We start from the raw sequence: 23,016 nt of genomic DNA on the forward strand, positions 1-23,016 counted from the left end.
GGGGCGACAGGGGCGACAGGGGCGACAGGGGCGACAGGGGCGACAGCTGAGACTGTCCGCAGGCAGCCCCCTCCTGTACTCCGGTCATCCCACAGTCAAGCGTTGACCAGCCTGCGGCTAAACAGCTGTATGGGTTCCGCATGCCCCACCCCTATCAGCCTGATGTGGGCGGAATTGCCGGATTGCCCGCTGGCTACGGTGGTGCCCGCCACATCGTCCACGGGGAACAGGAGCCGACGGTGGGTACACCGGGTGCACCGATACGTTCGCGCCTTCTCGACTATGTCGAGTCGAAGCCGCCCGCAGGTCCGGCCCCAACAGGTTCATCGGCCCCGGAACCCCGCAGATCACGTCTTCTCGATTACGTCGACTACGGCGAACACGTAGAGCACGTAGAGCACGTGGAGGTGGGTCCGTCCGCAGAGGATTCGCCAGGCCCGAAACCCGGCGTCCCCGCCTACCAGACACCCGTGTTCGTGCCGGCCCACCCCCGCTACGTTGACACCACGGACCCGTCCGGCACCTCCACCCGAGTGCCCTTCATCGCGTACGAACTCTTCGAGCACCCCACCGACGGCACCGTGGCCCTCGCCTTCACCACCCTCGACCGTCTCGTGGCCGCGCTCGGCGAGGCCCAACCGTGGGTCGCCACCTCCATCGGCCCGCTGGCCGAGGGCGTGAGCGAACGTGGCGTCACCGTCCGCCTCGACCCGCGCCTCGCGCCCGGACCCCCCAACTGGCAGCCGGCCGGCCTGGCCGCCTACGCCCGGGCGGTGCGCTGATGGCAGCCGACTTCAAGGCGATACTGAGCGACCTCAGCTCGATGTCGAAGACCTTCCACGACGAGGCCGTCAACTACCGCAAGCTGCACTCCGACGTGGCCCCGCCCGTGGCCGGCGGCGGCGACGCGGGGCTCGACCACGCCATCAAGGAGGTCGCCGACCTCATCGTCGCCCTGCACATCGGCTTCGCCGACCGCCTGGACGATCACGGCGACAAGGTGACGTACGCCCACGACTCCTTCCAACGGCACGACATCGACGTACACGGCCTGTTCGAGGACCTGATGGTGGGTGACGGCTGATGGCCGACAGCTGGGTCGGCGGCGACATCGGCGGACTGCGCACGATGGCCGAGACGTACAAGAACGCCAAGCAGAAGCTGGACGACGTCGTCCAGCCGCTCGCCAAAGCCGTCGACCGGCTGGTGGACGACGCGAGTTGGAAGGGCGAGGCGGCCGAGACCTTCCGCGCCACCTGGAGCGAGGACGCGCTGGCGGCAGGCGCCTTCGCGAGCCTCGTGCACAGCGCGGGCGACATTCTCGCCACGCTCGTCGACGCACTGTCGGCCTGCGAGACGGCCCTGCAGAACGCCGAGCACGTCGCCACGCGCAAGGGCGTGTCGATGGCGGACAGAGGCATCCCGCAGACGATCGCCACCGCGAATCCGCCCAGTGCGGAGGATCAGAAGACGATCTCGGCGATGGGCGAGTACGGCAAGGTACGCGAGGAGATCCTGCACACCGCCCAGCATGCGCGGCTGGTGGCTGCGGACCAGTTGCGAGGGTTGTACGCGCAGGTCACGGCGCCGGTGTCGACCGGAGACAAGGTGACCATCGCCGACGCACTGCGTGGCCTGTACGCCTACGACGCCGAAGACGCCCGGGCCGGCGGCAAGGAGGCGCGGAAGCTGATCGACGGGGCCAAGGCCGAGGAGCGGGCCGCCAAGAAGGAACTCCGCGCGGAGCGCAAGGCATTCCAGAAGGCGGGCCGCGCGCTGCCCAAGGACCTTCCGGCCAAGGGCGCCTACGCGGACGCGGCCACCAAGGTCGACTCGCTGGAGGATGCCATCGCCCGCGCCGACCACGGCAGCACGGCACTGCCGTACGACCGGGCCCTGAACGTGAAGCTGGCCGACGCGGCGGATGCGTTGCGCCTCGGCAAGGGCGTGGCCGAACTGCCGGAATTCCTCAAGGAGATACCGGTCCTGGACGTCGCGGCGGCCGCCGCCTGCGGGCTGGTGGAGGCGAAGGACGACCACGACAAGGGCTGGTCCTGGCAGCACTCCGTCGCCGTGGACGGCGGCGTAGCCCTCGGCGGTGTGGCCGTCGGCGCGGCGGTCACGGCCGCCCTGCCCGTCGAAGGCGCGGTCGCGGTGGCCGGGGTCGGGGTCCTGGCGGCGGTCACCGCGACCGAGGTCCTCGATCACTCCTTGCACGAGCACTGGAGCGAGGACATCCACGACCACGGCGTGGTCGGCGGAGTGCTGACCGGCGCGGGCCATGTCCTGACGGAAACCGGGGACGACGACGTACGAATGGTGAAGGACATCTGGCATGGCGTCACGAGCATCTTCTGAGGTCCCCGCCCTCGGGTTCCCCGCGCGCATCCCGGCTCTGCCCAAGCTGGGCACCACCTGGTACAAGCGGGGCGGACTCTACTGGCTGTGCCGTGCCCGTACGACCGTGTTCCTGCTCCTGGTGATGGCCATGTTCTCTTTCGTGTCGCTGAGCCTCTACCAGGGATTCCGCAGCGAAATGCCGCCCATGGTGCGCACCGTGAGCGACGGGGCGCAGGCGGTCGCGTCCTGCGTGACCCTGGCCTGGGGGTGGGTCAAGCAGCGCCGGAGCCACCGGGAGGCCCTCCTGGATCCGCCCACCCCCGAGGAGACCTGGGTGGCCAAGCGTGACCACAACAGGCGCGCCGGCAGGGCGGCCGGCAGGGGAGTTGCCGGAGGGCGCGTTCTCCTGGCGCTGGCGGCGCCCGTCATGCCGGCGTTCGTCGCGTACCTCGTCGGTTGGCTGGCCGCCTGGCTGACCGTCCGGGAATACCCGAGTGAGGTCGGCGCCCGACGCTGGCTGCAGGAGAACTCGTCCTGACCATGACGACAACGGCATCTCCTGGACGCCCGCCTGCCGGAGCCGTCCGCCCGGTCCCGGCCCTGTCCGGCCTGGGCACGACCTGGTACGAGCGCGGTGCGCGCTACTGGCTGCGTCGCGCCCTCGGCGCAGTTCTCTGGTTCGCCGTACTGGCCTTCTTCTGTTACATCGCGCTCGTCCTCTACGGGAGCTTCCGCGACGACCTGCCGCCGACCGTACGCACCGTGTGGGACCGGGCGCAGGCGGTGGCCTCCTGTGCCGCTCTGGTCTGGGGGTGGCAGGTACAGCGCCGGGACCATCACCGGAAGCTCCAGGATCCGCCGACCCCCGAGCAGACACGCCGGGACAAGCGAAGCGGGACCCGCCGCTCCGTCGGGCTGACCCTCGCAGGCCGCGTTCTCGTACTGATTGCGGCGATTGCGGCGCCCGTCATGCCGATGTGTGCCGCGTGGTGCGTCGGCTGGGTCGCCGCCGCGTTCACCGTCCGCGAGTACCCGAGCGAAGTCGGCGCACGACGGGCGCTACAAGGGTGACCGGTCCCTGCCTGAACTCCCGCAGGCGTCCTGGAACCTGCCCTCCGCCTCAAGCGAGAGTCAGGCACGTTTTGACATCGCAAAGAATGAGCCACGCACGGCAGTTGACCGATCGGGACGGTACGACGGTACTTCGCAGGGGGCGGGTGTGGCGGAACGCGAGTAGCTTGCCCAGGTTTCAGGCGCTTCACGGAGGTTCGGAGCGGGTCTCCTGACGGTGTCTCGACAACTTCGTAACTCACCTAACACAAAGTTCAGTTGGCCGCGATTTACACAATGACTACAGTGGTCATCGAGTGTGTTGATCAGGCCACCGCCTGTGCACCGCTCGACAGCTTCACAAACGGGGAACGGGGAGGGAAGGCATCGTGCCTGCTGCGGAACGCCAGGCTCTCAAGGTCACGCTGGAGTCGCTCGGAGAGTTCAAGAAGCGTGTGGACGTCGCGCTCTCCAACTTCGAGGACTCGCAGGGCAGCGCGCAGAAGGTGGGGGCGCACCGGCTGTCCGAGGCGTCGTTCAAAGGTGTGGGTCGTTTCGACGAGGCCAAGGCGCTCCACGCGCAGTACGAGCGCGTCCATGAGCGGCTGACCGCGCTCTCCGAGAGCCTTGGCCTACAGATCGAGGCGCTCCAGATCGCCGTCATGGGCGCGCACGGCAACTTCAACGACATCGAAGAAGAGCAGCGGCGACGGTTCTGGGAGATCCAGACCGGCATCGACCGCGACTGGCGGGAAGCGAAGCGCGAGAAGGACGCCGCAGAGGCCGAGAAGCAGGGCAAGTCCGCGCCGAAGAGCAACAACGAGCGGACGGTGACCTACTAGTGAGCGACAACAAGCAGCAGCACCAGGATCCGCACCAGGCCGAGAAGAAGCAGGTCTCCAAGCAGGTCGGCATCATCGACACGGTCAGCCGCGTGGTGGAGGCGACCCCCTTCGGCGGTGCCGCCCTCGTTGCCCTCGGCAGGACGAACTTCGAGGGTCACGACCTGAACGACATGATCGACCTGGTCGAGTCCGCGAATCCGGGGGACCTGGAGGCCGCAGGCAAGGCTCTTTGGGATGCCCAGGACGCCATCGAAAAGGCCGCCAACGAACTCAAGGGCCATATCGGCAGGGTCCTGTGGGAGGGCGAGTCCGCCACGGCCTTCCACGAGTGGGGCGACAAACTGGTCAAGCACGCTCTTGGCCTTGCCACCTTCGCCGGAGTCACAGGCACGCAGATCACGGCTGCGGCTACGGGCCTCGCTTCCGTTCGCACCGCCATGCCGCCCCGCGACAGCCGACTCGTCCCCAAGACCGTCGACCAGATCCCCACGCCCATGCAGGTCGAGGGCAACAAGGAGTACGCGGCAGCGGTCAAGGTCGAGAAGGACCGGCAAGAGGCGATCAACCAGATGAATCGTCTGGCGTCCTTCTACACGGTGTCGGAGGAGGTGTTGGCGGCGCAGGAGCCGCCGACGTTTGAGCCTATGCCGGACGTGGGGGTGCCCAAGCCGGACCCGTCTTGGAAACTGGACGCCCCTGACACCCCGCAGGGCAGCGGGGCGCTTGGGGCCGCTCGTGAGTCGGCGTCGACCGACCGCGACTCTTCGAGTGTGACCGGACACTCGCGCGTGGCTGACACCACACCGCCGCTAAGACAGGTCGATGACCCGAGTGACTCTCCGGAGAGGAACGTCGGAACGAAGATCGACAGCGTCGGCACTTTGCCACCTCAGGAGACCACGAGGCCGACGACGAATGTGTCGCCGGTGATAGCTCCAAGCGGACCCAACGGAGGGCCTGTTCCTCCCCTCACCTCAGGGCCAGTTCCTCCTGCAGTTGGCAAACCGACCGGCCGCAATCCGGGACTTGGCGGAGTGACCGGCAACAAGTCCCCAGTCCAGGCCCAGGGCCGAACGGCCACTCCCAGCGGCACCGCCAGCGGGCGCAGCGCCACAGGCCCGATGGGGCGCGCCAATACTACGGGGCAGTCGGGAATCCGAGGCGGCCCCGGCGCGGCAGACAGGTCTCCCATGGGCCGAGGCATCTCCGGCGGAACAGCTCGCGCCGTCGGGGGACAGGCGAACGGTCGCGCCGGCGGCATGGGCCCCACAGGGGCGGCACGCAGCAATGGTGTGGTTGGAGGGCGGCCCACCACTGGTACTCAAGGAATGACTGGTCCCAGGCTTCCCCGCGGTACTGTCGTCGGCGCCGAAAGCAACAACACGGGCTCTCGGCCCTCGGTCGGCAAGGTGGGGCAACGTGGGGTTATCGGGGCGCAGAATGCCACCCCGGGCGCTCATCCGGGGCAGACTGCCCGCCCCGCAGCGGGTAATTCCGATGGAGTTGTCGGTACGCCCAAGGGCCGAGCGCCGGCAGGGAGAAGTGGGGGACTCTCCGGAGGCGCTCCTGGAACCGCACAAGGTTCGACAGCGAGTCCGCGTGGCAAGGACCGCGACGCGCACGAGGGCGAACGTCAGCCCGAGACCCAGCGGCGCAACGCGCGGCCAGAGACTGACTGAACACGAGCGAGGATCTACAGAGGCATGACAGGAACCAGCCCACGTGGCCGATTGACTGCGTATGTCGCAGGACGGACCGGAAGACGGGTGTCGACGGTGTGCGCCGCATTCGGCGCATTCGCCATCGTGTCTTCGGGACTGGCTCCGAATGCGATTGCCGCCGATGTCCAGTCGAAGCAGTGGTATCTGGATGCGATGGACGTCAAGGCGATGTGGAAGGTCAGTAGCGGCGAAGGCGTCAAGGTCGCAGTTCTGGACAGCGGCGTCAACCCTGACACCTCATCCCTGAAGGGCCAAGTGCTCGGGGATGAGGTGCCACAGGCGGTTTCGTACAACGCCACCAAGGACTATGACGGCCACGGCACCAGCATGGCGGAGCTGATTTCCGGTACTGGCGCCGGAGGTGGCCTACAGGGGTTGGCCCCAGGAGCCAAGATCGTCCCTTATCGGGTGGTCACCGAAGGTTTGACGAACAAGGTCGACAAGGGGAAGACGCCTGAGGTTGCGGATGCGATCATGGCTGCCGCTGACAGTGACGCTCAGATCATCAGCATGTCCTTCGGTAGCGACATCATTGACGTTGGCGTGGAGAAAGCGGTCAAGTATGCCCAATCCAAGGGCAAGCTGATGTTCGCCGCCACAGGCAATGACGCCGAAACGAAGAATTTCGTTGGCTATCCGGCTGCCTTTCCATATGTGGTCGGAGTGGCAGCTGCCGATAAGTCGGGCAAGGTTGCCAGTTATTCAGAGCACGGCAATTATGTCGATCTAGCCGCTCCAGGGGTCAACGTTCCATTGTGGTGTGACGCTACCTTCCGGACCTACTGTGCTGAGAGTGGCGGCACCAGTGCTGCCACTGCGCTCACCTCTGCTTCCGCCGCCCTCATCTGGTCCGCCCACCCCAACTGGACGGCCAACCAGGTCCTCCGCACCATGATCGACACTGCTGGCCGCACTTGGAAGAAGGGCGAGCGGAGCAACTACCTCGGCTACGGCGCCGTCCGCCCCCGCATGGTGCTGGAGAACAGCAGCATCGACCCGGGCTCGGCCAGCGCCGACCCGCTCAGCTTCGAGAACGGAACCGGCGTTACGGGTGTCACGGCCTCACCATCAGCTTCCGCCTCAGCGCAGTCACAAGCCCCGAAGAACTCTTCTGGCGGTCAGACCTCAGCAGCAACATCCAACTCCGAGGGAGCCGACAACACCATGTTGTGGGTAGCCCTTGGGGCCGCGGGAGCTGTGGTGGTGATCGGAGGCGGTGCCTTCGCCGTGGTGCGTTCACGGCGTAGCGCATGACGAATCAATCACGCGCGATTGACCAGTCGCACACGACAGTTCCGACGCAGGCCGGCCACACCTGCGCGGTAGCGCGACGACCAGCGCGTCACCATTCGGTGAAGCGCGCAGAAATGAACCACAGCTCTCATGAAAGGGAGTGCCGAAATGGCTGACGGCCGCAAGCTTGACGATGGTCAGGTACAGAAGCTCCAGACGAATGTCATCGATCGATACGACTCGATCAGGCAGACGCTTGCCCAGCTACAGGGAACGATCGACATGATCGAGAAGGCGTGGACGGGCCAGGGCGCCAACGCGTTCAACAAGAAGCAGTCGGAAATCAACACCCACATGGCCGGAATCGGTCGGATGCTCGAGGACTTCCTTGAGGGCATCCAGATGACCAAGACCGACAAGCGCAACCTCGAGGACCAGATCGACGCCGACATTGCCAAGATCTCGGTGGAGGATCTTGGTGGAAAGACTTCGGCGCTCAACAGCTACTGACGAACCATTCGCGGCGCTGAGTCGCACCGCTGTTCGGGCTGCGAAGTCCGGCTGAAATCGTCACAGAAACGAGGGAAACATGTCCGGAGTCCACAACGACGATCTTGCCGTCACGTACGGCACCATGGACGCGCTCGCCACCGAGCTCATCGACAAGGCCAAGAAGCTCGAGGAGGACCTCGAGGGCCTGAAGAAGGCCGTGCTCGACGTGTCCGAGGGCTGGGGTGGTACGGCTCACGACGAGTTTGCCAAGAAGAGCAAGGTGTGGGACGGCCACGCCCGGGCCATCCACCAGGCGCTGGTCACCATCTCGCAGCGGGTCCACACCGCCGGCGGCGACTACCGCGGCGGCGACCTGAAGGGCGCCAGCTACTTCCAGTAGAACGCGCAGTTTGCAGAACCAGGGTGGGCACGCACGGGAGGTGCCCACCCTGCGCGTCGTTACGGGCCATTGTCACCCGGCGACAGGCAGCTCTGTGCTCGGTGAGCGGCTGGGTGTTGTATCGAATGCGGTCATGCGGCTATCGCGTAGAGCAAACATGTGTGGCGGGGATGCCTGAGGACAATCTGGCTGCGAAGTGCTGCCAGTTCGCCACGCGGTTCGTGCAATCCAACGGAACCACCCGAGCGGGGTGGCCCGTTGAAAGGCTCACTTTCGCTCGAGCGCAGCGCCGTGCGGGTGGGGTAAGTGTGAAGTGATGATGCGAGTTGACGTTCGACTGATCAGTCTGTCACGGCCGTTGGTAGGTTAAGGCGCGGGTAAGAAAGCTCCGCGATCAGTCAAGATCGGGACCGACGCGGCACGGGGATCTACGGGAGGGCGCGGGGGTATGGCTTGGGACGAGTGGGAGCAGCTCAAGGCCGACGCTGCCCAGAGTGGCTCGACAGGCATGCAACTCAACCAGCTCGCTGCGGATGGCGGCGGAGGAGGCGGGGGTGGGGCTGCCGGTGATCTTGTGGTCAACCAGGACGACCTCGGCGCCGTCGGCCATGACGCGTTCGCCCTCTACGAGGCTCTCCAAACCGCGACGGATATTGCAGGCGCGGGCATGAACAAGGACGGCGCCGGATCGACGATGCAGGCCGCCGCCTCCCTGAAGTCGCACGGTTTCGCGATGGGCAGCGCACTGGAGCTGACGGTCGAGGTCTGGACGTCACAGGCCAAGACGGTTCTCCAGGCATGCGCGCACATTTCCAACCATCTTGATTACAGCAAAAAACTGCACGCCGAGGATGATGCCAAGATCGCGGCCGTGTTGGCCAGCCGGGACGGTTCGGCGGAGTCCGTGTCAGAGCTGAGCAAGTACTTCAAGTAGGAGTAGCCCGGTGGCAGTTAAGTACATGGATCTCATCGAGGTGGACCTCGACAAGCTGGGCACGGCTGTCTCCGACTGGAAGAGCGCCGCCGACAAGCTCAAGATTGCGGCGGACAACGCCCGCAAGGGCATGCAGGCGAAGTCGGACAAGGCCCGGTGGGCCGGCGCCAACGCCTCAGTGACGCGCGGCTTCGTCAGCAAGACAACGAAGGAGGTCGCCGACCTCCACACGGAGGCGGACAGCATCTACCGGGTCCTCGACGATGCCCACACGGAGCTGGTTTCGCTCCAGAAACAGATCCAGGTCGCACACGGTGAGGTCCAGAAGAGGGGGATCCGCGTAGACGATTACGGTGACGGTACCGTCCACTGCGTCTACCCGCACATCAGGGGCGACACCGATGTGCACACCCCGGAAGAGAATGAGGCCAGGGACGAACTGCAGGCTCGGATCGGTCGGATCCTTTCCCATGCCTCGGAGATCGATGCATCGGTGACCCGTGCGCTGCGCAAGAGTCACGGCAGCGATCCGCACAATGCCGGGCACAGCTCGTACAAATCCCTCGACGAGGCCCAGGTCGAGCGCGCGGCGGAGCTGGCGAAGCTCGGGCCGAAGATGACCGACAAGCAGTTCACCGAGCTGAACTCCATCATGAAGTGGAACGCGAAGGACGCCGACTTCAGCACCGGCTTCTACAAGTCCCTGGGGGGACCCGAGGAGACCCTCGACTTCTACGGTCGTATGGCTCTCGAAGGTACACAGGGCGATGACAAGGAACGGCTGGCCCTGACCAGGCAGCTTCAGCGCAACATGGGCAACGCTCTTGCCACAGCGACCGACCCGGACAACAAGCCGCATCTTTCAGCGAGTTGGGGAGAAGAATTCAGAAAGCTCGGAACTCAGTCGATTGAAATCGACCCGGGAGCCCCGAACTCGCCCTATGGATACCAGATCCTAGGCGGGCTGTTGCGGTACGGAAGCTATGATTCAGAGTTCATCAATCCTATCGCGGAACATATCGTTCAACTGCACCACAAAGAGCCCGAATTCTTTATGAACAACAAGCCGGTGACTGGGGGAGTCGACCTAGACTGGGGATACAACCCATCGGGTAAGGCAGGCGCTGGATACGACCCGCTCACCAGCGTTCTGGAGGGGCTTGGACACAGTCCTGACGCGGCAAAGAAGTTCTTTTCGGACGACATGACACCGACGGTGTACAACGAGGACGGCACTGTTAAGAAGGGTGCCACGCTCGACTACGACTACTATGACGAGCTGACGAAGAAGGACTTCGAGTGGCTGGGAGACAGTCTCGTTCACCCCGGCAGTGACGAGGCCGCGCACGCCCGTGACGGCGGCCCGGACGCTCTCGGGCATGCCCTGGAAGCGGCGACGTTGGGGTACGCGTACGACGACCCGACGCCCACGCCGTCCCGGGATGCGACCTCGGCCGCGATCATGGAAAAGGTCGTGCAGACCTACGGCGATCCGGAGAACGTCAAGGACCCCATCTCCGACAGCCTCGGCCGCATGGGGGCCGGCTACATCGACGACCTGAACTGGGGGCTGAACGAGAACAGGACGGACAGCCTGTTCACTCCGACCGATCCGGAGGGGCACGCGCAATTCGGATCGAACAACGCGATCAAGTTCCTGAGCTCGATCGGACAACACCCGGACGCGTACTCGGAAATCTCTGTGGCGCAGCAGATCTACGGGACAAGCGCGCTGGAGGCGCAGGTCGACGGAGACCGTATCAATGAGCCGCACGCGCGGGAGATCGTGCGAACAGGCGCGGAGATTCAGGGAATCCTCGACGAGTCCAGAGCGGATCAGGTCCAGGCCGAGGGTCTGGCGAAAGACGCGGCTTACAACAAGAGCCTGGCGGAGAAGACCGAGTGGATTAAGTTCGGCGCGGGTGTGGGGATCGCTGCGGGAGCAGCGTTTCTTCCTCCGGTGGCCGCCGTGGGTGTGGCGGGCACGCTGATCCCTGTCTTCATGGATGCCGGACAGGGCGCCCTTACGCAACAGATCGGCACTGTGATCGGCGACAGTGCGGAAACCAGGCAGCAAGACAGCGCCAACACGATCCAGGATCAGCGGCGCGAGATCTTTCGTGCAGGTCGTGTAGCTGCAGCATCTCCCATGGAAGCATTTATGGCAGACCACGGGATCCGGCACGATGATGGCGGCTTCGGGCAGGACTTGGAAGATGCTCAGAACGGCGGATATTTGAAGGGGACCAATGGAGAAGACCAGCTCGGTGTACTTCCCACGGCTTAGGATGAAGATCCTACCCGTAGTGGCGGGCGTAATCTTCGCGATGGCTGGTTGTCAGAGCGGGGAGTCGAAGGATGGGAATTCAGCGAGCCCGAGTTCTGATAAATGGTCCTGCGGCAAGGTCCTGAGTGCTCAGGTGGAAGAGGCCGTGAGGCGGGTTGCTGACATACCTGAATCCGTAAAGATTCACCGTTACGGACACCCGAAGGACGCTGCCGAAGAATTGGTTGCGAACTACGATTCCGGAACACCGGATGAGGCTGATAGTCTCGACTTCTGTAGGTTTTACAGGGAGTCTGCGGAGGTTACTCCTTCCGTGCAGGTGGAGTTCTCGCTGGTCCAGGAGGTGTCTGAAAGGGCCGAGGGAACGATTGGTAAGGACTATCGCATGGGGAAGCTGGCTCGCGCCAGCACCAAGCTAGGTGTGCTCTATTTCGAGTGCTCCAGCAAAAGGTTCTCCTTGGGTGCCGGAGCGACCGTGTTGGTGCGGGGGGAGTCCCGTACCAATGATGAAGTGACAGAGACCGAGGAAGCGGCGCAGGAGGACAACCTGCGCATCATCTACGAATCAAGCCGCGCCTTCTCCGACCTGCTCAAGTGCAAGTCCCACGCCGGGCTTCCGGCCGACTTCAAGATGCCGCCTGAGCTGTAGACCGGAACGAGCCTGATCAGGCGTGCACAGTGAGAGTGAGGACGGCGACGACGGCTCTCGTCAATCAGTTGGGGTTGCAGTGGGCGCGACGGAATCCGCCACTGGGTGAGCTGGCAATGGCCTGTTCTGCGGCGAATCCAAGTTGCCGCTCAGCGGTGCACCCACTATTGATGCTGACGCTTCGTTGTGCACGGCTCAGCGACGCTCCAGACCTGGCACCGGAACTGCCGGGCGGCAATGATCTGTTGAGCGAACAGGGCCGAGGGCTGCGCCTGGTGGAGCCCCTGGTATGGCGATGGGGCTGGCATCGCGTGGACTTTGATGAGCCGCAGGTCTGGTGCACCTTTGTCATCGAAACCCCGACAGCGAATTCAAGCCTCAATAGTGGATTGCGGTGAGTTGGAGGGCGTGTTGATCAATGGCATGCGCTTGAGCCCTCAAGTGCCTTGGTGTAGGCCATGATCAGTTTCCTCATGGCGTCGGAGTCGGATCGGTCGGAGGTGAACACCTGAACTACGGCGTACAAGGTCTGATCGGGATGGTCCGAGGACTTGCACAATGTCGTGGTCCTCCCTACGGCACCAGCGCCTGAGTAGAGATAGCGATCGTCGTCGGTCACCTGACCGTCGTCCATCTTGTCGTATGCGGCGGCGACAGTAGAAGCTGTCTCACGATTGTTCCACCATGTCTGGACCTGCCGAACTGAGACGTCGCCATCGACTATCACATCACACCGATTCGTTCCTCCGCTGGGAGACGAGGGCTTCACGGAGATGGAATCACCTCCTGCCAGGAAGGCATCTAGCAATTCGGGGTTCAGCGCAACTCCGCAGAAATTGCTGGGGATCGTGTACTTTCTCGCTTCTCCGCCTCCGCTTGAGCACGCGGAAAGAGTCAGTGTTCCGGCCAGCGCCATGGCGACAGAGGCTTGGACGAGTCGTGCGGGGTGATGGAGTCGGGGGCGGAACATGAAGGGTTCCTTTCACGTGGTGTCAGGCTTCGGCTGTGAGATGCGATACCGCGCACTTGCCGTTCGTACCCGCGTCTCTGAAAGCCCTGCTTCGCTCCCCCGCCACCACCACGTCGTCCGCGCCCAGCCCCACGAGCATCCAGAGCCAACAGGATCACGAGAAGCCCCACAGTGACCATGAGGGCATCCCTCCCGACGCCCGGTACAGCAACTCAGCACGCCGTCCGCGCACCTCAGTACACCCTCTCCGCCACCAACCCCACCTGCACCAACGGCTTCCCCCGCCGCCGAGACACAAAGACCCCCCGCCCCGCAGGCATCGGCCGCGGCCGAACCCCTCCGAGCAGGTCGCCCTCGCCGGGGTCGCCGGCCAGGACGACACCCTGTGCGCCCAGTTCCTTGATGCGCTGCATGAACGCCTCGTACGACGCCCGTCCCGCACCCGCCGTCGACCGCGCGATGATGAAACGCACGCCCACGTCGCGGGCGAACGGAAGCAGCTCCGTCAGTCCCGCCAGCGGATTCCCGCTCGACGTGGACACGAGGTCGTAGTCGTCGATGACGACGTACACCGTCGGCCCCTGCCACCAACTCCGGTCCCGCAGCTGCTGTGCCGTCACGTCGGCGGTCGGTGTGCGGCGCTGCATAAGGTCGGCCAGGGCGGCCATGTGGTGGTCCATGGAGTTGGACATGGGGATGTACTCGGCGAGGTGTGACGCCGGCGTCACGTCCAGCAGTGAGCGCCGGTTGTCGATGACGAACAGCTTGGCCTCGTGGCCCTCGTACCGCTCCGTCAGCTGCTTGATCAACAGCCGCAGCAGGTTCGACTTGCCCGACTCGCTCTCACCGAAGACGAGGAAGAACGGGTCCTGCTCGAAGTCGACGAAGACCGGTTCGAGGTTGTCCTCGTCGAGCGCGAAGGCGACGCCGCGCTGCGGGAAACGGTTGCCGGGAGGCAACTGCTCGGCCGGGAACTCGCGTGGCAGCAGGCGGACTTCGGGCGCACCGGGCGCCTGCCAGTGCCGTGAGACCTCGGTCGCCAGCGCCGCCGTGGCCTCCGCCAGGTCCGTGTCGGAGGTCAGACCGTCGATGCGCGGCACCGCCGCCATGAAGTGCAGCTTCTGAGGCGCCTGTCCGCGGCCGGGCACGCCCGCCGGAACGTTCGCGGCCACCTTGCGGTCCAGCTCGGAGTCCATGGTGTCGCCGAGCCGCAGCTCCAGGCGGTTCATCAGCTGGTCCTTGAGAGCGGCCCTGACCTCCATCGAACGCGAGGCCGTCAGGATCAGGTGGATGCCGTAGCCGAGGCCACGCGCCGCGATGTCGTGGATCACCTGGTCCATCGCCTCGTAGTCCGCGCGGAAGTTGCCCCACCCGTCGATGACGAGGAAGACATCCCCCCACGGCTGGTCCGTGACCGAGATCTCGCCTCGGGCGCGTCGCGCCCGGAAGTCCGCGATGGACGCGATGCCGGCGGAGCGGAAGTACTCCTCGCGATGGTTCAGCACGCCGTACACCTCGGCCACCGTGCGCCGCACCCGCTCCGGATCCAGTCGCGAGGCCACGCCACCCACGTGTGGCAGTCCGGCGACCGCCGCCATGCCGCCGCCGCCGAAGTCCAGGCCGTAGAACTGGACTTCGTGCGGCGTGTGCGTGAGGGCGAAGGAACAGATCAGCGATCGCAGCAGTGTCGACTTGCCGGACTGCGGACCACCGACGATCTGCATGTGGCCGGCCGCGCCGGAGAAGTCGAGCCAGAGGGGGTCGCGGCGCTGTTCGTACGGCTTGTCGACCAGGCCCGCCGGTACGATCAGGCGGCCTGCGCCGTCGTAGCCCGGCTGGGTGAGCCCGCGTCCCTGCACCGCCGTGAGTCCGGGCAGGAGTCCGTCCAGGGAGGGCGGGCTGTCCAGCGGCGGCAGCCACACCTGGTGGGCCGCCGGTCCCTGCGCCTCCAGTCGACGCACGACCACGTCGAGCACGGTGTCCGCGAGGGCGTCGTCGACTTCAGAAGCGTCCGAAGCCGAAGGGCGCTGCTGCGGCACCGCCACGTACTGCACCGGCACCTCGGCCGCCGTGAACAGCACCGGCCGCCGGTCCATCGGCAGGGTGCCGCCGCCGAGCGCCGACCGCTGGGTGCCCGAGCGGTACACGCCGGAGACGTAGGCCGCCTTGAAGCGCACCATCTCGCCCGTGCCGAACTTCAGGATGCCGGAGCCCGGGACGTTGGGCAGCTCGTAGGCGTCCGGTACGCCGATCGCCGCCCGCGACTCCGCGGCGGAGAAGGTGCGCAGACCGATCCGGTAGGACAGGTACGTCTCCAGGCCGCGCAGGCGGCCCTCCTCCAGGCGCTGTGACGCAAGCAGCAGGTGTACGCCGAGCGACCGGCCGATGCGGCCGATCTGGACGAACATCTCGATGAAGTCCGGCTTGGCGGTGAGCAGTTCGCTGAACTCGTCGATCACCAGGACCAGGGAGGGAATCGGCTGCAGCGGCGCACCGGCCGCGCGCGCCTTCTCGTAGTCGTGGATGTTGGCGTAGTTGCCCGCGTCGCGCAGCATCTCCTGGCGGCGGTTGAGCTCGCCGCGGATGGAGTCGCCCATGCGGTCGACCAGGGTCAGGTCGTCCGCGAGGTTGGTGATGACGGCCGCCACGTGCGGCATCTGTGCCATGCCCGCGAAGGTCGCGCCGCCCTTGAAGTCGGCGAGGACGAAGTTCAGCGTCTCCGAGGAGTGCGTCACCGCCAGGCCCAGCACCAGGGTGCGCAGCAGCTCCGACTTGCCGGAGCCGGTGGCGCCCACGCACAGGCCGTGCGGGCCCATGCCCTCCTGCGCGGCCTCCTTGAGGTCCAGCATCACGGGCCGGCCGTCCTCGCCGAGTCCGATCGGCACCCGCAGCCGCTCGGCCAGCGACCGCGGCCGCCAGGTGCGCTTGGTGTCGACGGACGCCGCGTCACCGAGGTTCAGCAGGTCGGTGAACTCCAGGTTGGCGAGCAGCGGTTCGTCGTCGTCCCCGCCGGAGACCATCCGCAGCGGGGCGAGTTGCCGGGCGAGGGCCTCGGCGGACTCGTAGGAGAGGGTGTCGGGGCTCCCCTCGTAGACGACTCCGTGCCCCGACTCCAGGTGCAGTGCCTCGGGTTGTACGACGATGGAGAGCTCGCCGCCGGCTCCGGTCAGCTCGCCGGGCACGACCTCGAGGACCGTCACGCCCTGCAGGCCCTCGGGGTTGGCCAGGACGGAGTCCGGCGGCAGGGAGAGGCCGTCGAGTACGACGACGATGTGCGGTTCCTCCGGCAGGGGCGCCGCGTTGGGGTGGAAGCGCGGGCGGCCGGTCAGCCGGGTGGCGAGCAGGTTCTCCAGTTCGCGGGAATCGCTGTCGATCAGCCTGCGGCTGCCCGCGCCGTCCACGGCACCGGGAGCCTGGACGTGCGGCAGCCACTTGGCCCACTCCCAGTGGGGCAGGGCCTCGCGGCCGGCCGCGACCACGATGAGCAGGTCCTCGGGGGAGTGCAGCGCGGCCAGCGAGCCGGCCATGGCCCGCGCGGAGGACCGTACGGACTGCGGTTCGCCGCTGATCGTGACGTGGTAGAAGGCACGCAGCGAGACCGCCATCGGCAGGTCGTCCAGGGTGCTGTGGACGGAGAGGAAGCGCTGCATCGCGCCCGCGGTCAGCGGCTCCAGCTGCTCGACGGGGGCGGTCTCGGGGGTGACCAGGGTGGTGGCGAGCGCCTGCGAGCCGAGGCCGATGCGGACCTGTGCGAAGTCCTCGTCGCCGGGGCGGCGTTCCCACACCCGGCTGCCCTCGGCGACCAGGGCCCACAGCTGCTCGGGGGAGGGGTGGAGGAAGTACTGCGCGTCCCGTTGCGCCTTCGCCGTGTCGATGGCCGTGCGCCGGGTCTGCGCCAGGTAGCTCAGGTAGTCGCGGCGCATGTCCGCCAACTGCCCCTGGGAGCCCCGGCGGAAGCGGACCACCATCGCGATGGACATGGCGACCGTCGACGCGATCATGATCATGCCCATGATCTTCATGAACGGCTGCCCGTTCGTGAAGAAGAAGACCACCGAGCCACCCATGCCGAGTGTCGGCAGGAGTTGCATCAGCACGCTTTCCTGGTGCCCCCGCGGCAGTTCGGGCGGAGGCTGCAGGACGATCTCCTGCGTGGACACTTCGGACGGCAGTGCCCGAGGCGGGCGCTTCACGACGATGTGGCTCACTGTCACCCATTCCCTTGGCCGGCCCGAGAGTCCGTCCGCCGCCCCGTGTCAGGCGGACGCAGGCCGCCGCGTGATCCTACTGACTTCATAAGAGACGAGGGGACGGTAGGGTGCCGGATGTTCGCGTGAGCACACGCGAGTTGGGCTGGAGGATCGGGGCATTCCGTGCGATCTGGCGAGGTACGGAACCCCGGCGACAGCCCCGCGGCACCGTAGCCGCCGCCTCGCCGCAGCGTCGGTCTCGACGGGCGGGGAAAGCGGCGCAGGACTTTCACACCGCAGACGCAGAACCATCACTGAGGGGGATCAGCAGGTGAGCATGACGGCCTCCGCGGCAGCCACCGGAGGAGGGACCGGTACGGGGACTTCCGGTGCGGGCACAGGGCTCGGCTTCTGCCGGGTCACGATCGTCGCCCCCGACAGCCGGATCGACGTGGCACTGCCCGACGACATCCCCGTCGCCGACATCTATCCGGAGATCCTCAGGCTCTCCCAGCAAAGCCCCGCCGAGGGCGCACCCGTCGGCTACCACCTGGTACGCCGCGACGGCACGGTCCTCGACAGCTCCCGTTCCTTCGCCGCCCAGCGCATTCTCGACGGCGAACTCCTCACGCTGCGCCCGTTCTCCGAGTCGCTGCCGCCGGCCGTCTTCGACGACGTCTCCGAAGCGGTCGCCTCCGCCGTGACGAGTGAACGCACCCTGTGGAGCGGGGACTTGACGCGTGCAGCAGGCCTCGTCGGAGGAGGCCTGCTGCCGGTCCTGCTCGCCTTCGTGGCCTGGACCGGCGACCCGCTCCACGACATGAACAGCCTCCCCGGCATCCTCGCCGGCGTCGCCGGTGTCCTCCTGGTCGTCCTCGCGTGCGTACGTGCCCGGGTCTACGACGACCGGGCCTCGGCCGTCGCCCTGGGCCTCGGCGCGCTCCCCAACGTCGGCGTGGCCGGCTCGGGTCTGCTGCCGCTCACCGACGGACAGGGCATCGGCAAACTCCAGTTCCTCCTGGCCTGTGCGGCAGTGCTGCTGGCCTCGTTCCTGCTCACCCTGTGCTCGCCGAGCGGGGACGGCCCGTTCGTCGCCTTCGTCTTCGCCTCCGCCATCGGCCTGCTCGCCGTGTTCGCGGCGACCCTCGCCGACTGGAGGCCCTCCGAGATCGCCGCCCTGTGCGCCCCGATCGCCGTCGGAGGCCTGGCCTTCCTGCCGGGCCTGTCGATGCGCTTCGCCCGGCTGCCGATCGGCTTCGACGCTCCGGACACCGCGCCGCGCAGTGCGTACGACACCGACCCCGCCCCCCAGGAGCCGGTCGACGCCGAGCGGGTCGCCGCCAAGGCCCGGCGCGGACACGAACTCCTGGTCGGCCTGGTGGGAGGCTGCGCGCTGCTCGCCGTCGGTGCCTCGGCCGTTCTCGGCTTCTCCTCGAACGTCTGGGCCCAACTGCTCGCCCTCGCGACCGGTATGGCTCTGCTGATGCGGGCCCACCTCTTCCGGTACACCGGTCAGGTCGCCCCCGTCCTGGGCGCCGGCCTCGCCTCCCTCGTACTCCTCGGCCTCGGACTGGCGCTCAACCCGCCGCACTCGATCGTCCGCGACGCCCTCATGGGCGACCGCACCGACCTCGACATCCGGACCATCTGGCTCGTCGCGGCGATCGCTGCGACGGCCGCGCTCATCACGGCGATCGGCCTGATCGTCTCGCGCGGCGGCCTCACCCCGTTCTGGGGACGCTTCCTGGAGATCGCCGAGGGTTTCGTGCTGCTGACCCTGGTGCCGCTGGCGCTGGCCGTCTTCGACGTGTACACCACCGCCCGGTCGATGACGAGCTGATCCGGCCGAACCGGCAATGAGTGAAGGGACCTTCGAGCGTGAGCTTCGGCCCACCTCCATCGATATTCACCCAGTCGACGCTGGCTGCAGACCAAGCCCGGGCAAAGCGCCGCAGGCGGGTCTTCGGCGTGGTGGCCGTGATGGCCGTCGTCGTCCTGTGCGCGGGCGGTGCGCTCGTGTGGTCCGGGTCCGACGACCGGTCGCCGGACGACAAGCCGTCGGTGACTCGGCAGGCCGCCGACGACATCAGGGAGACGACCGAAAAGATCCCCAGCTCCCCCGAGGGGCAGCTGATGATCCAGCACGACGAGGAGAACCTCCCCAAGGACTCCGACAACAATCCCCGCTACGCGCCCGGCACCTGGGCCACTGACAAGATTCTCGCCAAGGGCGTCGCCAGTCGTATCGAGGGCTACAACATCGCCCTCGACGCCGACGAGGTGGCCTGGACCCTCAAGCTCGACGGCCACATCTGCGCCACCAGCAGGCACGTCACCGCAGACGGACGTACCGCGGTCGTCATCCAGCCCCCGCAGCCCAAGGGATCGGAGAAGGACGGTGTCTGCGATCAGATCGTGTTCTTCGACCTGAACACCGGCAAGAAGCTGTGGCAGAAGAAGATGCCCGCGGCGAACACCGCCTACGTCACGAACACCAATCTCACCCTGACGAAGGGCGTCGTCGCCGTGGCCTGGGGGCGCGGCTCGGTGGCGTACGACATGAAGACCGGCAAGCAGCTCTGGAACAGTACGACCAGCTCCAAGTGCGAGGACCAGGCCTTCGCCGGCGGACGTGCACTGCTGGCCCTGCTCAGATGCGGAGAGCTGCCCGACACCCGATACCAGGTACAGAAGCTCGACCCGCGCACCGGCAAAGCGCAGTGGACGTACAAGGTCGCCGGTGGGGTCCAGACCGTCTATCTGCCCTCGTCGGACCCGCCGGTGCTCGCCGTGGCGGCGGGAGACATCGTGGTGACCGACTTGATCTCGCTCGACAACGAGGGCAAGCGACTCACCACGATCTCGTTGAGCGGCTACGACGCCAAGTGCGGCGAGAGGTACTTCGGGCGGTCGTTCTTCGGTGAGTTCGAGAACTGCGACGGATTGGTCGTGGGACGGACCCAGGCCTACGTCATGAGCAAGGAGAACATCGCCGTCGACCAGGCGATGGACTGGATCGTCGAGTTCGACCTCAAGACGGGCAAGACGGGGGGCAAGTTCGACGGGCGTTCACTACAGATGGTCTATCCGTTGCGGATGAGCGGCGACGAGCTGCTGATCTACCGGGAGGTTGGAAGCGCCGTCGAACCGGCGGCTGTGGTGAGCTGGAATCCGCGGACGGACAAGGAGACCCCCTTCCTCCTCTTCCAGCTCCCGGAGGACAACGAGGGTGAACTGGGCGATCCGGAACAGTCGGACATCATTGTTGAAAAGGGGCGAGTCTTTTTTGCGAAGCGGGAACTGGCCCGCGACGACGCGTCCATTGACTCGGCGCTGTCGGTCATCGGCATCGGGAGCGCCGGACTGAAGCACTGATGGAACGCCCAGGGGGGGGCGGCGCGAGCCCGCGCCGCCCCCCTGGGCTGCGCTCACTCTGTAGAGAGCCCACCGTTGTGCGGCGCCGCCTCCAGATCGAACTCCCCGTCCCGCGCCCCCAGCACGAACGCCCGCCACTCCGCCTCCGTGTACCGCAGCACGGTGTCGGGGTCGAGCGACGACCGCATGGCCACGGCTCCTTCGGGGAGGTAGGCGATCTCGACCCGCTCCTCGTGTTCCTCGGTGCCCGGCGCGCTGAGCCACTCGACGCCGGAGATGTCGAGGGCGTACAGCTCGTCCCTCTCGCGCTCCTTGCGTGCCTTGAGTTCCTCGTCCTTGGTGTCGGCCATGGCGATTACTGATCCTTCCCTCTGCAACGAGCTGTCCAGCCACCCTACTTGCCGCCGTTCCCCCTGGTCAGACGTTTGCTCATGAGCGACCGTCACGAAGGGCGACAGCTCCCTCACACATCCGCGCCCTCGGCAGAAAGGTCCCGTCCGTGAGTTTCGGCCCACCGCCTTCCGTCTACACCGAGTCCACCCTGGCGGCCGAGAGCCGCAAAAAGCGCCGCCGGCTGTTCGCCCTCGGTGCCACGACGACCGCGCTCGCGATGCTGTTCGCGGGTATATGGGTCCTGTCGTACGACGGCACCGACACCGCCTCCGGCCAGAGCCCGGCCGCGGCGAGCCAAGGCCCGGACGACATCCGGGAGACGATCGAGCGCCGACCGACGACTCCGGAAGGGGTGAGCGCGGTCGCGCGTCGCGCCGAGGGCATCAAGGCCGGCCAGAACATCGAGACGACGGGCACCTGGGCGACCGCCAAGACCTTTGCGAAGACTCTGGGCAACGCCATCACGGGGTACAAGATCTCGACCGACCGCGAAGCGTGGAAACTGGGCTTCCCCGGCAGCGTCTGCGCCGCAACCCCGCACGTCACCGTGGACGGCCGTACCGCCGTGGCCTTCTCGGTCGAGCCCACCAGGAACGACCCGAACGGCGTGGCCATGAGCGGCCCGTGCGACGGGATCGCGATGTTCGACATCGACACCGGCAAGCGGCTGTGGCACGTCAAGTTGCCCGAGAAGCGACTCGTGCCCGCCAGGATCACGATGACGCGTGGAAGAGTCGTCGCCGCCTGGGAAGACGGTTCGGCGGCCTACGCCATGACCGACGGGAAACTGCTCTGGTCGCACACGGCAGGATCGGTCTGCGGGGACAGCGGATACGCCGGAGGCAGGGCCCTGGTGCGCCTCGTCAAGTGCGGCGACGCGGCCAACAGACGCTTTCGGGTGGAGGGGACGGATCCCAAGACCGGAAAGCCGCTGTGGACCTACGAGGTGGCCCCCGGGATCCAGGACGTTCGTCTGATCTCCTCGTCCCCCGTGGTCATCGCCGTCGCGGCGGGCGACCTCTCGATCACCGACCTGATCTCCCTCAGCGACCAGGGCAGGTTCCGCGCCTCCATCTCGGTGCCCAACCGGAATTACGTCACCAAGTGCGGCGACGGCATCGACGTCACGGGCCCGGTCGAGACCTGTGATGCGGTGGTGGTCGGCGAGCGGCAGCTGTACATCTCCACTCAGGCACGCGACGTCAGCACCGTGAGTGCCCACGGACAGGTGCCCAACGAGATAGTCGCCTTCGACCTGGCCACCGGCAAGAGCGTCCGGAAGTACGACGCCAAGATCGGCCGCCCCATGTACCCCGTCCGCATGAGTGGTGACAAGCTCATCGCCGCTCGGCAGTCCTTCGCCGCAGCCACGCCCAGCGCCGCCGTGAGCATCGATCCCACGTCGGGGAAGGAGACCCTCCTCCTGCTCTTCGGCACGGTCGGCCTGCCGCCCTTCGACAGCCTCGACGTCCGCTACGAGCACGGCCGCATCTTCTTCGCCGCCACGAGCCTCACCGGACCGGTGAGCAAGGACGACGAAGGGGAGAGCCTCTGGCTCGCCGACGGGTTCGAGACCGGCGGCTGACACCGGAGGCGACCCCGGTCGGGGGCATCCTCGCAGGCTGGTAGTCTGTGCTGTGGCCGTTTGTGTACGCGCCCCCGGAGCCCACGCCCTGGAGGCCGCGCCCAGCGGATCCCCGCCTCCCGAGTAACGGAAGCCCCCCTGAGATTTAGACCAGGGGCACTCGGTGGCCTTCACAGACTACGAGGAGTACGCGTGTCGCTCGACGCCGCTACGAAGAAGCAGATCATCAGCGAGTTCGGTACCAAGGAGGGCGACACCGGCTCCCCCGAGGTCCAGGTCGCGATGCTCTCGCGCCGTATCTCGGACCTGACCGAGCACCTCAAGACGCACAAGCACGACCACCACTCCCGCCGTGGTCTGCTGATCCTGGTCGGTCAGCGTCGCCGCCTGCTGCAGTACCTGGCCAAGAAGGACATCCAGCGCTTCCGTACGCTGGTCGACCGCCTGGGCATCCGCCGCGGTGCGGCGGGCGCCAAGTAAGACGCCGTGAGGGGAGCGGTTCCCGAGGGTGGGGGACCGCTCCCTTTGCTGTACGTATGGAAACGTGCGGAG

Annotated in this window: 21 protein-coding genes; 18 read left to right on the plus strand and 3 right to left on the minus strand. The window is 66.6% G+C overall.

Annotated features, from left to right (window positions below; genetic code table 11):
- Positions 1–470 precede the first annotated feature (470 nt).
- From ADK57_RS45030 to ADK57_RS51875, 14 genes are all read left to right on the plus strand, one after another.
- A complete protein-coding gene (locus ADK57_RS45030) occupies positions 471–782 on the plus strand; it encodes an SAV_915 family protein (RefSeq protein WP_234390595.1) in 312 nt (103 codons plus the stop codon).
- A complete protein-coding gene (locus ADK57_RS45035) occupies positions 782–1,084 on the plus strand; it encodes a DUF6317 family protein (protein WP_053755588.1) in 303 nt (100 codons plus the stop codon). Before ADK57_RS45030 ends, ADK57_RS45035 begins: the two co-directional genes overlap by 1 nt.
- Positions 1,084–2,358: a WXG100 family type VII secretion target gene (locus ADK57_RS45040; protein WP_053755589.1), complete on the plus strand. Its 1,275-nt coding sequence runs from the start codon at positions 1,084–1,086 to the stop codon at positions 2,356–2,358. Before ADK57_RS45035 ends, ADK57_RS45040 begins: the two co-directional genes overlap by 1 nt.
- Positions 2,336–2,878 (plus strand): hypothetical protein, encoded by a 543-nt coding sequence (locus tag ADK57_RS45045; protein WP_053755590.1) that lies wholly within the window; start codon positions 2,336–2,338, stop codon positions 2,876–2,878. The genes ADK57_RS45040 and ADK57_RS45045 overlap by 23 nt, the downstream gene beginning before the upstream one ends.
- Positions 2,879–2,880: 2 nt before the next feature.
- Positions 2,881–3,411 (plus strand): hypothetical protein, encoded by a 531-nt coding sequence (locus ADK57_RS45050; protein ID WP_063786103.1) that lies wholly within the window; start codon positions 2,881–2,883, stop codon positions 3,409–3,411.
- Positions 3,412–3,779: 368 nt separating this feature from the next.
- Positions 3,780–4,232 carry a hypothetical protein gene (locus ADK57_RS45055; protein WP_063786104.1) on the plus strand — a complete coding sequence of 151 codons (453 nt, stop codon included), beginning with the start codon at positions 3,780–3,782 and terminating at the stop codon, positions 4,230–4,232.
- Positions 4,232–5,914: a hypothetical protein gene (locus tag ADK57_RS50320; protein ID WP_159050246.1), complete on the plus strand. Its 1,683-nt coding sequence runs from the start codon at positions 4,232–4,234 to the stop codon at positions 5,912–5,914. The genes ADK57_RS45055 and ADK57_RS50320 overlap by 1 nt, the downstream gene beginning before the upstream one ends.
- Before the next feature lie 24 nt (positions 5,915–5,938).
- On the plus strand, positions 5,939–7,210 hold the full coding sequence (locus ADK57_RS45065; protein ID WP_199830816.1) for a S8 family serine peptidase: 1,272 nt from the start codon (positions 5,939–5,941) through the stop codon (positions 7,208–7,210).
- A gap of 147 nt (positions 7,211–7,357) precedes the next feature.
- Positions 7,358–7,699, plus strand: coding sequence for a WXG100 family type VII secretion target (locus ADK57_RS45070; protein WP_053755592.1), 342 nt, complete (start codon positions 7,358–7,360; stop codon positions 7,697–7,699).
- A gap of 79 nt (positions 7,700–7,778) precedes the next feature.
- The gene (locus ADK57_RS45075) at positions 7,779–8,081 is read left to right on the plus strand and encodes a WXG100 family type VII secretion target (protein WP_053755593.1); all 303 of its coding nucleotides are present in this window, start codon (positions 7,779–7,781) and stop codon (positions 8,079–8,081) included.
- A gap of 448 nt (positions 8,082–8,529) precedes the next feature.
- The gene (locus tag ADK57_RS45080) at positions 8,530–9,015 is read left to right on the plus strand and encodes a hypothetical protein (RefSeq protein WP_053755594.1); all 486 of its coding nucleotides are present in this window, start codon (positions 8,530–8,532) and stop codon (positions 9,013–9,015) included.
- A 25-nt stretch (positions 9,016–9,040) separates the two neighbouring features.
- Complete coding sequence (locus ADK57_RS45085) at positions 9,041–11,302, plus strand: DUF6571 family protein (RefSeq protein ID WP_063786106.1); 2,262 nt, start codon at positions 9,041–9,043, stop codon at positions 11,300–11,302.
- On the plus strand, positions 11,265–11,951 hold the full coding sequence (locus ADK57_RS50325; protein ID WP_159050247.1) for a hypothetical protein: 687 nt from the start codon (positions 11,265–11,267) through the stop codon (positions 11,949–11,951). Before ADK57_RS45085 ends, ADK57_RS50325 begins: the two co-directional genes overlap by 38 nt.
- A 170-nt stretch (positions 11,952–12,121) precedes the next feature.
- The gene (locus tag ADK57_RS51875; protein WP_234390596.1) at positions 12,122–12,349 is read left to right on the plus strand and encodes a hypothetical protein; all 228 of its coding nucleotides are present in this window, start codon (positions 12,122–12,124) and stop codon (positions 12,347–12,349) included.
- Between the two features lie 17 nt (positions 12,350–12,366).
- On the opposite strand, the gene ADK57_RS50330 is transcribed toward ADK57_RS51875, so the two are convergent.
- Both ADK57_RS50330 and eccCa read right to left on the minus strand, forming a co-directional pair.
- Entirely contained in the window at positions 12,367–12,921 is a 555-nt protein-coding gene (locus ADK57_RS50330; RefSeq protein WP_063786105.1) for a hypothetical protein, read from the minus strand.
- 233 nt (positions 12,922–13,154) lie between these two features.
- Complete coding sequence (gene eccCa / locus ADK57_RS45100) at positions 13,155–17,129, minus strand: type VII secretion protein EccCa (protein ID WP_078973686.1); 3,975 nt, start codon at positions 17,127–17,129, stop codon at positions 13,155–13,157.
- Between the two features lie 319 nt (positions 17,130–17,448).
- Between eccCa and eccD the strand changes: the two genes are divergently transcribed.
- Both eccD and ADK57_RS45110 read left to right on the plus strand, forming a co-directional pair.
- A complete protein-coding gene (gene eccD, locus ADK57_RS45105) occupies positions 17,449–18,951 on the plus strand; it encodes a type VII secretion integral membrane protein EccD (protein ID WP_053755613.1) in 1,503 nt (500 codons plus the stop codon).
- 140 nt (positions 18,952–19,091) lie between these two features.
- Complete coding sequence (locus tag ADK57_RS45110) at positions 19,092–20,486, plus strand: PQQ-binding-like beta-propeller repeat protein (protein ID WP_234390597.1); 1,395 nt, start codon at positions 19,092–19,094, stop codon at positions 20,484–20,486.
- 53 nt (positions 20,487–20,539) lie between these two features.
- Here ADK57_RS45110 and ADK57_RS45115 read toward each other — a convergent pair whose 3' ends face one another.
- The gene (locus tag ADK57_RS45115) at positions 20,540–20,836 is read right to left on the minus strand and encodes a DUF397 domain-containing protein (protein WP_053755599.1); all 297 of its coding nucleotides are present in this window, start codon (positions 20,834–20,836) and stop codon (positions 20,540–20,542) included.
- 149 nt (positions 20,837–20,985) lie between these two features.
- Between ADK57_RS45115 and ADK57_RS45120 the strand changes: the two genes are divergently transcribed.
- Together ADK57_RS45120 and rpsO are read left to right on the plus strand one after the other, a co-directional pair.
- Positions 20,986–22,464: a PQQ-binding-like beta-propeller repeat protein gene (locus ADK57_RS45120; RefSeq protein WP_053755600.1), complete on the plus strand. Its 1,479-nt coding sequence runs from the start codon at positions 20,986–20,988 to the stop codon at positions 22,462–22,464.
- 192 nt (positions 22,465–22,656) lie between these two features.
- On the plus strand, positions 22,657–22,944 hold the full coding sequence (gene rpsO / locus ADK57_RS45125; RefSeq protein ID WP_033529274.1) for a 30S ribosomal protein S15: 288 nt from the start codon (positions 22,657–22,659) through the stop codon (positions 22,942–22,944).
- The last annotated feature ends 72 nt before the right edge of the window (positions 22,945–23,016 follow it).

The sequence above is a fragment of the Streptomyces sp. MMG1533 genome (genome assembly GCF_001279775.1).
Taxonomy (GTDB): Bacteria; Actinomycetota; Actinomycetes; order Streptomycetales; family Streptomycetaceae; genus Streptomyces.